At 53.7% G+C, this 12,664-nt stretch carries 7 protein-coding genes, 3 tRNA genes and 3 rRNA genes; 4 read left to right on the plus strand and 9 right to left on the minus strand.

Translation table 11 applies throughout. The features are described 5' to 3' along the window. Window positions 1-144 precede the first annotated feature (144 nt). Both WIF35_RS08445 and WIF35_RS08450 read left to right on the plus strand, forming a co-directional pair. A complete protein-coding gene (locus tag WIF35_RS08445; RefSeq protein ID WP_412481123.1) occupies window positions 145-780 on the plus strand; it encodes a hypothetical protein in 636 nt (211 codons plus the stop codon). Between the two features lie 401 nt (window positions 781-1,181). Beyond that, the gene (locus WIF35_RS08450; protein ID WP_412481124.1) at window positions 1,182-1,940 is read left to right on the plus strand and encodes a hypothetical protein; all 759 of its coding nucleotides are present in this window, start codon (window positions 1,182-1,184) and stop codon (window positions 1,938-1,940) included. 67 nt (window positions 1,941-2,007) lie between these two features. On the opposite strand, the gene WIF35_RS08455 is transcribed toward WIF35_RS08450, so the two are convergent. From WIF35_RS08455 to ispB, 3 genes are all read right to left on the minus strand, one after another. Beyond that, window positions 2,008-3,342 (minus strand): site-specific integrase, encoded by a 1,335-nt coding sequence (locus tag WIF35_RS08455; protein WP_412481125.1) that lies wholly within the window; start codon window positions 3,340-3,342, stop codon window positions 2,008-2,010. A gap of 200 nt (window positions 3,343-3,542) precedes the next feature. Next, window positions 3,543-3,619, minus strand: a tRNA-Pro gene (locus WIF35_RS08460). Between the two features lie 15 nt (window positions 3,620-3,634). Next, window positions 3,635-4,603 carry an octaprenyl diphosphate synthase gene (ispB, locus tag WIF35_RS08465; RefSeq protein WP_412481229.1) on the minus strand — a complete coding sequence of 323 codons (969 nt, stop codon included), beginning with the start codon at window positions 4,601-4,603 and terminating at the stop codon, window positions 3,635-3,637. Between the two features lie 137 nt (window positions 4,604-4,740). Between ispB and WIF35_RS08470 the strand changes: the two genes are divergently transcribed. Together WIF35_RS08470 and WIF35_RS08475 are read left to right on the plus strand one after the other, a co-directional pair. Continuing rightward, the gene (locus WIF35_RS08470) at window positions 4,741-5,844 is read left to right on the plus strand and encodes an HD domain-containing phosphohydrolase (protein ID WP_412481126.1); all 1,104 of its coding nucleotides are present in this window, start codon (window positions 4,741-4,743) and stop codon (window positions 5,842-5,844) included. Then, window positions 5,844-6,614 (plus strand): ThiF family adenylyltransferase, encoded by a 771-nt coding sequence (locus WIF35_RS08475; protein ID WP_412481127.1) that lies wholly within the window; start codon window positions 5,844-5,846, stop codon window positions 6,612-6,614. Before WIF35_RS08470 ends, WIF35_RS08475 begins: the two co-directional genes overlap by 1 nt. 164 nt (window positions 6,615-6,778) lie before the next feature. Here WIF35_RS08475 and rrf read toward each other — a convergent pair. The 6 genes from rrf to erpA form a co-directional block, all read right to left on the minus strand. Then, window positions 6,779-6,892, minus strand: a 5S ribosomal RNA gene (gene rrf / locus WIF35_RS08480). Window positions 6,893-6,994: 102 nt separating this feature from the next. Next, window positions 6,995-9,874 (minus strand): 23S ribosomal RNA (locus tag WIF35_RS08485). Between the two features lie 209 nt (window positions 9,875-10,083). Continuing rightward, window positions 10,084-10,159, minus strand: a tRNA-Ala gene (locus WIF35_RS08490). Window positions 10,160-10,170: 11 nt separating this feature from the next. After that, window positions 10,171-10,247: transfer RNA gene (locus WIF35_RS08495), tRNA-Ile, on the minus strand. A 61-nt stretch (window positions 10,248-10,308) separates the two neighbouring features. Next, a 16S ribosomal RNA gene (locus WIF35_RS08500) occupies window positions 10,309-11,846 on the minus strand. Together the 16S, 23S and 5S rRNA genes with 2 tRNA genes alongside form the textbook arrangement of a ribosomal RNA operon. 416 nt (window positions 11,847-12,262) lie before the next feature. Beyond that, window positions 12,263-12,613 carry an iron-sulfur cluster insertion protein ErpA gene (gene erpA, locus WIF35_RS08505; protein WP_412481128.1) on the minus strand — a complete coding sequence of 117 codons (351 nt, stop codon included), beginning with the start codon at window positions 12,611-12,613 and terminating at the stop codon, window positions 12,263-12,265. Window positions 12,614-12,664 lie beyond the last annotated feature (51 nt).

Below are 12,664 nucleotides of genomic sequence, written 5' to 3' on the forward strand. Positions count from 1 at the left end.
GTCTGTTCGCTTGTGTCCAGTCTGGTATAGCGATCGCCACAATTTTGGCGTGGAACATCAATATGTGTGGCTCTGCCACATCAAATCACACTGCATTGATGCGGTTCCTATACGGGGTATCAACCTCAAATAGGAACCGCATCAATGCCCACCTCGACACCTGTCTCGCGTAACAAAACAACCGCTCTGTCTCGCGTTCTGGATTTAGTCCCGCGAGGGTACCAGCGCTACACCGCCGGCACCGTCACTGCTGCAAAAGCTGAACGGCTCGCCCGGAAATTTCATGCGCTCTACGCTATTGGTGCCACGCCCGCGCAGCGCCTGGTCAGAAAACAGCGAGGGGAAGCCAATGCTCTCTTAGTCATGTATTGGCCAGCAGAAACCGAGGTGGTGCACTGGCTACTGCTGGTAACGGCCGGCACCGGCTTCGAGCGCGAACGGTTGTCATTGGTCTGTGACAAACCCCGGCTGAACTGGCTTGGCTACGAGTTAATCCGCTACGCAAATCGTGGGCGCACGAGTTGGACCTGGCGCCGCCCCAAACCCGAGATGACCGAACACTACCTGACGCTCACCCACCTGACCGGACAACGCAATGAAAGCGCACTTCAAGATTGCCTGGTTCGCCTTGCACGACAACCCGGCTTCCATGGCGTCCGCCAACAAACGTGGACGCTCTACCAAGAAGCTCGCCACCGAGGTTACACCGGAGCACTACCGGAAATTTACTACGTACAGAAAACTCGTCATGGCGAGTCACTGCGCCTCACCGACAACTAGCCTCTCTCGCCCTAGCGCCACTGGCAACGTGATGCCCATCTTTGTCGTCTCGCCAGCCGTTTCATCAAGACCGGCGTCCGGACTGTGTCGCACTTTGTTTTCTCGGGCCCGTGCAGTCGCCACGGAGACTGGTTCGGGTTTTCTGCAGGAGAGCATACGAACTATGAGAATAACTTGGTCGGGTGGCGCTTTAACTTGGCATATAACGAAAGCGGGCGCTGCTTTCACCTTTGTTGAGTCCCCGGGTTAAACGCCATCAACAGGGTGAGAATTTTCCTGAAGGGGCGACTCACCTTCATGATCACCCGAGAGGAAGAACGCTATCCAGCAAACTTGCCCGGTGAAACAAAAACATTGAGGCGAATCGCTATACAGAGGATCAACCTAGCGAGGAATCTTCCATGCCCAACAAACCACCTGTGATAGCGCCAACCTCTGTCTCACTCAAAATCAACCGGACGAGCGTCATGCTCTACTCGAACAAATATGTCCGTCTGCCCGATGGGAGCGGAGCATCATCGCAGCATTACCTTGCCTCGTTCCCCTGTTCAGCCACCGAGTTACCGGCAGACTTCGAGTCCTTGCTCAGGACTGCGACGACTGGGCGCCCTGAACGTTACACGGCGCTTATCGAGCGCATCGAGGCCGAAGTGCTGATTCCTGCCCGTCGGCGGGCAGCCGAGGAATTAGCCCGGCGAAATCTCATTGCACTCGAGAACGCATTGAACTGGGCGACTCAGAACGTCACCGCCATTCCCGAGATGCAGGCCTACAACGAACTTATCGAACACCCTGGGCCTCAACAGCTGCTTGCGAAGCTCGATGAAGCCACCTATCGCCTGGCATCCAGGATAAAGCCGAATTCGCAGACGGTTTTGAGGACTGCCACCACGGAAAATTCGACAACCGCAGAGGAAAGACTCAAAACACTTCTGACCAACCTTGAAGACATCTGCCTGGAGATCGGCACATTGCTGCCGGAGTCAGCCCAGACATTCAAGCGAGGCTACGTTTTTGAAGACGAAACGGTCTCTCTGGTGAAACGCAACTGGTTCCGGACATCCGACGTGATTGCTCGCCTGGGAAGCCGGGCACAATTTCGCCGGCCGGCGGGATGGAGTGCACTCCGAGCCCCAATCCTGCGAGATGAAACCGAATAAACTTTCCCCGTTTAGCGAAACGAGGGCGCAAAGAAAGCGCCCGGCGCTATTACCGGGCACACCTTCATCAAGCACGTGAGCGAGCTGAACCAGTACCGAACAAGGGAATAACTTTGCCTAAGGATGGTTCTGGCGGTTGTTGCACGCCTGGCGTCGGCCTGGGTTGTGCGCCAAGCACAGAAGTCACCGTATCGACCCGGCGACGGCGCCCGTGGTGGAAATATTCTTTGCTGGTACGCTCCACCGCAACACCATCCATTTTCTCAGCCAAATTGCCGCAACAAAGGTGCGCATAGCGCAGCAACATTCGCGTATCGCGATGCCCCGAAATAGCCTGCAACTCGATAAGCTGAAATTCACCCGACTCGGCCAGGCGACTAATCGCCTCATGGCGTAAGTCGTGGAAATGCAGGTCGTCGATGCCTGAAGCTGGTATGACTCGCCGGAAAAAGGCGATTTTCAGCGCGTTTGCGCTTATCTTCAGCAATGGCTCGTCATCTTCGCTGCATTCCGCCATCAGGGCTTCGCACACCTGCATCGCCCGTTTTGTCAGAGGCACTTTGCGGGGCCGGCCGTTTTTAGTGTCGCTCAGATACGCATAGCGCTCGTCAAGGAAGACGTCACATTTCCGAATGGACAGCAACTCCCCGCGGCGGGCAGCCGTTTCCAGCGCAAGAATAATCGCCGGCAGAACATAGGGGTTTTCATCGGCGCGCGCTGCGTCGAGCAAGCGCTGCTCCTCGTCGCCCTTTAGGCGCCGGTCACGTTCATTGAAATACTTGGGCCGACGCAAGCCGACAAAGGGACTTTCAACGGCTGCGATTTTCCAGACGTCCGCCGAATAGCGGATCACTTGGGAAATCACATCCAGCTCACGGTCGACGGTGGCCGGGGCCACTTCGGTCAGCCGGTCGGTAATGAAATCCTGCAGGTCTTCAGTACAAAGGGCCGCCAGTTTCTTATCGACGAAAGCCTCGGTACGCAGAATGCGGTTGATACGGGTCTTCTCGATTTCAGCCCCTTTGTGGCTAGGGACAACTTCGTCCCGATAGCGCTCCATTAGGTCACGTAGCGTCGTTTGAGCGGCGTTCGCGTAATCACGAATAATGCTGACCGACAGTTCAGACTCGATTTTGAGGTGGGCCTGCTCGGCCTGTTCTGCTGTATCAAAGGTAATGAACTGAACCCGCGCACCCTTTCGACGCACCCGCAGCTGGAAAGACGTTTCCAGTTGCGTCAGTTTCGCCTTGATGCCCTGCCTAGTCAGCTGCTCTAGATAGGCCTCTGCATCAGCTTTGCGGCCGAAGGGAAAACGTTGAGTGCACTCGGGCTTGGTACGCACCTCAACTTGCCAGGGCGAGCGATTCTGAATATTGCTGCAACGAGATGACTGACGCGTCATGAGTAACTCCAGTTGTTAGAGTTACCGTATAGGCACTAAGCAGCTTTTTTTCGGGCGTTTAACCAACCAATTTGTTTGGTCCGATCACAACACCCCGGATTCATTGGAGCACGATTGGAGCATAGCCAGAAACTTATGCTCCAATGCAACGCAAGAAACGAAAAAGGCCTCGAATAATCAAGGCCTTAAACGTGGATTCTTGGTCGGAGTGACATGATTCGAACATGCGACCCCTGCGTCCCGAACGCAGTGCTCTACCAGGCTGAGCTACACTCCGATCTTGCCGAGAGGGCTAGTGATTCCTCTCAACTGCAAAGAGCGTCAATTGTAGCAGAGCTTTTTTGTAATTTGAATCCCCCAGCGCAGAAATTGCCTCTCTCGCCAAGGCAGCCTCTTTTTCCGCCCGCGCCCGCGCGTGCATCAGCGCCCCACTGGCACGAATCGCCTCAAGCACCGCGGGGAAGTCGTCACGGCCGCCTTCCTCAATCGCTTTGCGTACGCAAGCGGCCTGCTCCGGAGTGCCGTGCTGCATGACATAGATCAGCGGCAGGGTCGGCTTGCCTTCGGCGAGGTCATCTCCCAGATGTTTGCCGGTATCCGCCTCTTTCCCTGAATAATCGAGCACATCATCCACCAACTGGAAAGCTGTGCCCAAGTGCATGCCGTAGGAAGCCATTGCTTTTTCCAGCTCCGGCGACGCCTCGCCCAAAATTGCCCCCAGCTGCGCAGCAGCTTCGAAGAGCTTTGCTGTTTTGTAGTGGATCACCTGCATGTAGCGTGTCTCGTCGACATCGGCATCGTGGCAATTCATCAACTGCAGCACCTCGCCTTCGGCAATGATGTTTGTGGCATCCGACAACACCTGCATGACCCGCATATTGTCGACCATCACCATCATTTGGAAAGCACGGGAGTACAAAAAATCACCGACCAGAACACTCGCGGCATTGCCGAATGTGGCGTTCGCCGTATCTCTGCCCCGACGCAGGGCTGATTCGTCTACGACGTCGTCGTGGAGCAAAGTGGCGGTATGAATGAACTCGATAACCGCAGCCAGCTCATGATGACGCTTCCCTTGATAATTGAGCGCGCCGGCAGCAAGCAGCACCAAGGCTGGGCGCATACGCTTGCCGCCACTGCTGATGATGTATTCGGCAACTTGACGAACCAGTACGACCTCAGAGTAAAGACGGTCCCTTATGACCGCATCGACGGCCTTCATATCCGGCCCAATCAGGCCATAGAGCTCTTCCAGTGTCACGATTGCCAACCCGCTGTTGAAGCGCGGAATCTTAGGTGTCAGACCTCTCTCCGTCAAGGCTATCGCAGCAACTAGGCTCGCATTGCCATGCGGTTTGATAAACTGCGCAAAACATAACGACAGAAGAGGGTTCAAGCATGGATATCCAGGCAATCATGATGCCGGTAGTGCATGATCGGGAGGCGTTGGATGAATTCGCTGAGGCGCTGAGCGATCGCGCCCCGGAAGTCGAACGCGATGTCGCCCGACTAAAGAGAAGCCCCGCCGATCGTGAGATCATCGCCGATTTATTCCGGGCGATTCACAACATCAAAGGCGATGCCGCGCTCTGCAAATTCGAACTAGGCGTCGCCATAGCTCACCCTATCGAGTCACTGATGTCCCGCTTCCGCAAAGGGGAAATTCCATTTTCCGATTTGCTGGCCGAATCCATTCTGCTCGCCGTCGACAGGTTGGAACTGGCCACGGATGCGCTATTGACTGGCCGACCGATAGACAATCTCTCGTTATTGCCCTTGATACAGGGACTCGAACGAGTCGCCAGCGATAGTGCCGATCAAATCGATCCCGGTTGCTGCACACTTATTGAGGCCGTGACAGGCTTTCCTCCAGTCATCACCGATATGCCTAGCCGGTCCGCAAAAATTTCGCCGCCCAAAGGCAGCGAACCCAGCATCTCAACAGACCTCCATTTCTTTCGCTCCTTGGCCCTACAATACGAAAGTCGCTCCCCTTTGTTCAAGGGGAGGACGATGCGGATTCTTCGGCTAGCACTTGAAACCAACAAAATGGGAAACAGCGTGGTCGATCCCACTCAGTTGGAGGCAGCTGTCTACTTGCACGATGTGGGCATGATGTTCCTTCCTGAGTCCAATTGGCTCAAGGTCGGCAAGATCAACGATGACGATAAAGCCGTGCTGCGCAACCATCCAGGCTTTGCGGCCGGGCTACTGCAACGCATCCCTGGCTGGGAGGCGGCTGCAGAAATGGTGGCCCAACACCACGAAATGCCTGACGGTGCGGGTTATCCTCTTGGTTTGTCGCACGAGAAAATTTGTGCAGGCGCCAAAATTCTCGCCATTGTCGATGCCTTTGAAGCAGTGATGCTCAAGCATATTCATCGGGGTAAAAACCGCTCAGTGCTTCGGGCGATCGCGGAGATCAATGCCTGTGATAAACAGTTCGCTCCAGAATGGATCGGTCCATTCAATCAGGTAATTCGCAGAACGGTAGAAAGTTGATGACCCACGCAGACGACAGGCGCTTCAGTGGCGTCTCACGGCTTTATGGCCCCGAAGCTGCAGAACGCTTGCGAAATGCCCACGTCTGCATTGTTGGCGTCGGTGGCGTAGGTTCCTGGAGCGCAGAAGCGCTGGCCAGAACCGGAATTGGTGCAATAACTCTGGTTGACCTTGACATGGTCGCCGAGTCAAACACGAATCGCCAGATTCACGCCCTGGACAATATCTATGGGAAAGCCAAGGTAGACGCGATGGCCGAGCGCATCCAAGCGATTAATCCCGCTTGCAAGGTGTCTCGTATTGAGGAATTTGTCGAGGAAGGAAATACTGAGCGTATCCTCGGACAAGAAAACTTCAGCGTCGTCATTGACGCTATTGATCAAGTACGCCCCAAAGCAGCCATGGCTGTATTCTGCAAAGTCCATAGGTTACCTTTGGTCGTAGCCGGCGCAGCCGGCGGCCAGATCGACCCGACTCAAATCAAAGTAGCGGACCTCAGTGAAGCAATACAGGATCCCCTGTTGGCAAAGCTGCGCTCTCGTCTGCGCAAGGAACATGGATTCCCCAAGGGACCCAAACGAAAATTTGGCATCCCTGCGGTCTTTTCTACCGAACCGTTGCGCTACCCTGACAGGGGCTCACAGTGCGAATTGCCGGCGAACCCGCTGACAGGACTAGCCTGTGCGGGCTTCGGGTCCTCGGTATGCGTAACCTCGGTATTTGGCATGACCGCTGCCGCCGTCGCAATTAATCAAATCGCTAATTGCTGACACCAGCAACTGCACGTGCTTGGTTCGCGGAAGGTGTTCGACACCTTGACCTCAAGCTCCGATGCAACCTGAATGCTGGGCGAATTATTTTGTTCTTCTTTTTCGGGGCAGGTTAACGACAAAGCCCCCTGTAGCGTTGTGCTAAGGGGGCTTTTGAATGGGGAGCCTGGCGGTGACCTACTTTCGCGAGCGAGGTGCTCACTATCATTGGCGCTCATCTGTTTCACGGTCCTGTTCGGGATGGGAAGGGGTGGGTCCAGAAGGCTATTGCCGCCAAGCGTAACTTGTGTGTTTGTCGCTGTTGAGAGCGCCAAACGCAAAACGGTGTAAGAAGGTATGTTGTGATTGTGTTTTTTGAATTGCTTGTTGTTCAAGGTTATAGGATCAAGCCGCACGGGCAATTAGTATCAGTTAGCTTAACGCATTACTGCGCTTCCACACCTGACCTATCAACGTCGTGGTCTTCGACGACCCTTTAGGGAGTTCAAGACTCCGGGATATCTCATCTTAAGGCGAGTTTCACGCTTAGATGCTTTCAGCGTTTATCTCTTCCATTCATAGCTACCCGGCGATACGACTGGCGTCATAACCGGTACACCAGAGGAATGTCCACTCCGGTCCTCTCGTACTAGGAGCAGCCCCCTTCAAATATCCAGCGCCCACGGCAGATAGGGACCAAACTGTCTCACGACGTTTTAAACCCAGCTCACGTACCTCTTTAAATGGCGAACAGCCATACCCTTGGGACCGGCTACAGCCCCAGGATGAGATGAGCCGACATCGAGGTGCCAAACACCGCCGTCGATATGAACTCTTGGGCGGTATCAGCCTGTTATCCCCAGAGTACCTTTTATCCGTTGAGCGATGGCCCTTCCATACAGAACCACCGGATCACTATGACCTGCTTTCGCACCTGCTCGACTTGTGGGTCTCGCAGTCAAGCACGCTTTTGCCATTGCACTTTATGGGCGATGTCCGACCGCCCTAAGCGTACCTTCGTACTCCTCCGTTACCTTTTGGGAGGAGACCGCCCCAGTCAAACTGCCTACCATGCACGGTCCCCGGCCAGGATTCACTGGCCTAGGTTAGAACCTCAAACAAATCAGGGTGGTATTTCAAGGACGACTCCACCTGAACTAGCGTCCAGGTTTCACAGTCTCCCACCTATCCTACACAAACCGGTTCAAAGTCCAATGCAAAGCTGCAGTAAAGGTTCATGGGGTCTTTCCGTCTTGCCGCGGGGAGATTGCATCTTCACAAACATTTCAACTTCGCTGAGTCTCAGGAGGAGACAGTGTGGCCATCGTTACGCCATTCGTGCAGGTCGGAACTTACCCGACAAGGAATTTCGCTACCTTAGGACCGTTATAGTTACGGCCGCCGTTTACTGGGACTTCGATCAAGAGCTTGCACCCCATCACTTAATCTTCCAGCACCGGGCAGGCGTCACACCCTATACGTCCACTTTCGTGTTTGCAGAGTGCTGTGTTTTTATTAAACAGTCGCAGCCACCATTTCACTGCAACCCCATCGGCCTTCGAGCGCGAGGCTCTACAACCTACCGGGGCACACCTTCTCCCGAAGTTACGGTGTCAATTTGCCGAGTTCCTTCTCCTGAGTTCTCTCAAGCGCCTTAGAATTTTCATCCTGCCCACCTGTGTCGGTTTGCGGTACGGTCGATTCTAGACTGAAGCTTAGTGGCTTTTCCTGGAAGCTTGGTATCAATCACTTCAGCACCGTAGTGCCTCGTCATCACGCCTCAGATAATTCCCCCGGATTTGCCTAAGGGACACTCCTACACGCTTAAACCACCTATTCCAACAGATGGCTGACCTAACCTTCTCCGTCCCCACATCGCATCTAGAATCGGTACAGGAATATTGACCTGTTTCCCATCGACTACGCTTTTCAGCCTCGCCTTAGGGGCCGACTCACCCTACGCCGATGAACGTTGCGTAGGAAACCTTGGGCTTTCGGCGAGCGGGCCTTTCACCCGCTTTATCGCTACTCATGTCAGCATTCGCACTTCTGATATCTCCAGCATCCTTTACAAGACACCTTCACAGACCTACAGAACGCTCCCCTACCATATCTTTCGATATCCGCAGCTTCGGTGCACAGTTTGAGCCCCGTTACATCTTCCGCGCAGGACGACTCGACTAGTGAGCTATTACGCTTTCTTTAAAGGGTGGCTGCTTCTAAGCCAACCTCCTAGCTGTCTATGCCTTCCCACCTCGTTTCCCACTTAACTGTGTCTTGGGGACCTTAGCTGGCGGTCTGGGTTGTTTCCCTCTTGACAATGGACGTTAGCACCCACTGTCTGTCTGCCTTACTCGCACTTTCCGGTATTCAGAGTTTGCCATGGTTTGGTAAGTCGCGATGACCCCCTAGCCATAACAGTGCTTTACCCCCGGAAGTGATATAAGACGCACTACCTAAATAGTTTTCGGGGAGAACCAGCTATTTCCGGATTTGTTTAGCCTTTCACCCCTATCCACAGCTCATCCCCTAATTTTTCAACATTAGTGGGTTCGGACCTCCAGTACCTGTTACGGCACCTTCATCCTGGCCATGGATAGATCATCCGGTTTCGGGTCTACGCCGTGCTACTAAACGCCCTTATCAGACTCGCTTTCGCTACGCCTCCCCTATTCGGTTAAGCTCGCAACACAACGTAAGTCGCTGACCCATTATACAAAAGGTACGCAGTCACCCCACAAGGAGGCTCCCACTGTTTGTATGCATGCGGTTTCAGGTTCTATTTCACTCCCCTCCCGGGGTTCTTTTCGCCTTTCCCTCACGGTACTGGTTCACTATCGGTCGATCACGAGTATTTAGCCTTGGAGGATGGTCCCCCCATGTTCAGACAAGGTTTCACGTGCCCCGCCCTACTTTTCGCTAACTTAGTACCACAGCGATGTTTTCGCATACGGGGCTATCACCCACTACGGCCGGACTTTCCATTCCGTTCTGCTAACAAAGCTGCTATCACTAGCAGGCTTTTCCCCGTTCGCTCGCCACTACTTAGGGAATCTCGGTTGATTTCTTTTCCTCCGGCTACTTAGATGTTTCAGTTCACCGGGTTCGCCTCCCTTGCCTATGTATTCAGCAAGGGATACCTCAAAGAGGTGGGTTTCCCCATTCGGACATCGCGGGATCAACGTTTCGTTGCCAACTCCCCCGCGCTTTTCGCAGGCTTGCACGTCCTTCATCGCCTGTGATCGCCAAGGCATCCACCACATGCACTTAGTCGCTTGATCCTATAACCTTGAAGTCTCTTGCGAGACGGTTACAGGCAACTCAAAAAACTTTGTGCTGATCATCTACTAGCTGTAATAGACAATCAGATGCAATCACAACGTGTAGCGCTGCTCATCACAGCGTTACACAACCTTCTTCCGTTTTGTTAAAGAGCGTAGCAATTGATTTCTCAAAAGCCTGAGATAAACATCCGTTTATCTCAGGGTTCTGGTGGAGGATGACGGGATCGAACCGACGACCCCCTGCTTGCAAAGCAGGTGCTCTCCCAGCTGAGCTAATCCCCCGTTTTTGACGTTGGTGGGTCTGGTTGGAATCGAACCAACGACCCCCGCCTTATCAAGACGGTGCTCTAACCGACTGAGCTACAGACCCTCCGTCTGTTTGCTACTGATGAACAACCGATAGGTTGTGGGTGCCAGGATGCTTTCTCTAGAAAGGAGGTGATCCAGCCGCACCTTCCGATACGGCTACCTTGTTACGACTTCACCCCAGTCATGAACCCCACCGTGGTAATCGCCCTCCTTGCGGTTAGGCTAACTACTTCTGGTGGAACCCACTCCCATGGTGTGACGGGCGGTGTGTACAAGACCCGGGAACGTATTCACCGCGACATGCTGATCCGCGATTACTAGCGATTCCGACTTCATGCAGGCGAGTTGCAGCCTGCAATCCGGACTACGATCGGCTTTCTGGGATTGGCTCCACCTCGCGGCTTGGCAACCCTCTGTACCGACCATTGTATGACGTGTGAAGCCCTACCCATAAGGGCCATGAGGACTTGACGTCATCCCCACCTTCCTCCGGTTTGTCACCGGCAGTCTCGTTAAAGTGCCCAACTAAATGATGGCAATTAACGACAAGGGTTGCGCTCGTTGCGGGACTTAACCCAACATCTCACGACACGAGCTGACGACAGCCATGCAGCACCTGTGTTCCAGTTCCCTTTCGGGCACTCCCAAATCTCTTCAGGATTCTGAACATGTCAAGGGTAGGTAAGGTTTTTCGCGTTGCATCGAATTAATCCACATCATCCACCGCTTGTGCGGGTCCCCGTCAATTCCTTTGAGTTTTAACCTTGCGGCCGTACTCCCCAGGCGGTCAACTTCACGCGTTAGCTACGGTACTAAATGGTTTTACCCACCCAACACCTAGTTGACATCGTTTAGGGCGTGGACTACCAGGGTATCTAATCCTGTTTGCTCCCCACGCTTTCGTGCATGAGCGTCAGTATCGGCCCAGGGGGCTGCCTTCGCCATCGGTGTTCCTCCACATCTCTACGCATTTCACTGCTACACGTGGAATTCCACCCCCCTCTGCCGTACTCTAGTCTTCCAGTCATAAGCGCAGTTCCCAGGTTAAGCCCGGGGATTTCACGCCTATCTTAAAAAACCGCCTGCGCACGCTTTACGCCCAGTAATTCCGATTAACGCTCGCACCCTACGTATTACCGCGGCTGCTGGCACGTAGTTAGCCGGTGCTTCTTATTCCGGTACCGTCATCCACACCAGGTATTAGCTGATGCGATTTCTTCCCGGCCGAAAGAGCTTTACAACCCGAAGGCCTTCTTCACTCACGCGGCATGGCTGGATCAGGGTTGCCCCCATTGTCCAAAATTCCCCACTGCTGCCTCCCGTAGGAGTCTGGGCCGTGTCTCAGTCCCAGTGTGGCGGATCATCCTCTCAGACCCGCTACAGATCGTAGCCTTGGTAGGCCGTTACCCCACCAACTAGCTAATCTGATATCGGCCGCTCAATCAGCGCAAGGTCTTACGATCCCCTGCTTTCCTGCTCACAGAATATGCGGTATTAGCGTAACTTTCGCTACGTTATCCCCCACTGAAAGGTACGTTCCGATACATTACTCACCCGTTCGCCACTCGCCACCAGACCGAAGTCCGTGCTGCCGTTCGACTTGCATGTGTAAGGCATGCCGCCAGCGTTCAATCTGAGCCAGGATCAAACTCTTCAGTTCAATCCAACAAACTCGCAAATTCACTGACGGTAGATTTCTCTACCTATTACTCGGTGTATTTGCCTTAATACTTTTTTGCGACTTGCATCGCTTCGCATCAAGACACCCACACCTATCGGTTGTCCAAACTTTTAAAGATCAGTCGCTGCGCCGTTTCGTTTGATTCGTCAGCAGCAGAGAAGCGAGATTATGAAGCAACTACTCACTTCCGTCAAGCAGTTTCGAAAAATATTTTTTCTTGCTGCTTGCTCGCCTAACCCGCCGAAACGTCCGTCAGATCAGGAGAGCCGCGCATTCTACAGACTTAAAAAAACCCGTCAACCCCTTTCTCACACTTTTTTAAAACACATCCCAAAACACCCCAACCCCATACAAACAAAAAGGGCGCCACAGGCGCCCCTTGCCCCCCTCTACGGTCAAGCAGAGAACGACGACCCACAGCCGCACGTGGACGTTGCGTTTGGGTTGCGAATCACAAACTGCGACCCTTCCAAGCCCTCGGTGTAATCTATCTCCGCCCCGACGAGATATTGATAGCTCATCGGATCGATCAAAAGCATCACGCCGTTTTTTTCCATCGTGGTGTCGTCTTCAGCAACCTCCTCATCGAAGGTGAAGCCGTACTGGAAGCCAGAGCAACCACCACCAGTCACAAAAACACGCAACTTAAGACCAGGATTACCCTCTTCCTCGATCAATTCCCTAACCTTGTTTGCCGCGCTATCAGTAAAAACCAACGGCAAAGCCATTTCTGCAACTGCATTCATGCCACTAACTCCAATAAAAACCGACGCAAATTATGAAAGTCACCAAGCAGG

The organism is Azonexus sp. IMCC34839 (assembly GCF_047047955.1).
Classification (GTDB): domain Bacteria; phylum Pseudomonadota; class Gammaproteobacteria; order Burkholderiales; family Rhodocyclaceae; genus Azonexus.

Coding starts and splice junctions, on each gene's coding strand:
- WIF35_RS08445 (WP_412481123.1), top strand. CDS start 145: ATGCCCACCTCGACACCTGTCTCGCGTAACAAAACAACCGCTCTGTCT.
- WIF35_RS08450 (WP_412481124.1), top strand. CDS start 1,182: ATGCCCAACAAACCACCTGTGATAGCGCCAACCTCTGTCTCACTCAAA.
- WIF35_RS08455 (WP_412481125.1), bottom strand. CDS start 3,342: ATGACGCGTCAGTCATCTCGTTGCAGCAATATTCAGAATCGCTCGCCC.
- WIF35_RS08470 (WP_412481126.1), top strand. CDS start 4,741: ATGGATATCCAGGCAATCATGATGCCGGTAGTGCATGATCGGGAGGCG.
- WIF35_RS08475 (WP_412481127.1), top strand. CDS start 5,844: ATGACCCACGCAGACGACAGGCGCTTCAGTGGCGTCTCACGGCTTTAT.
- erpA (WP_412481128.1), bottom strand. CDS start 12,613: ATGAATGCAGTTGCAGAAATGGCTTTGCCGTTGGTTTTTACTGATAGC.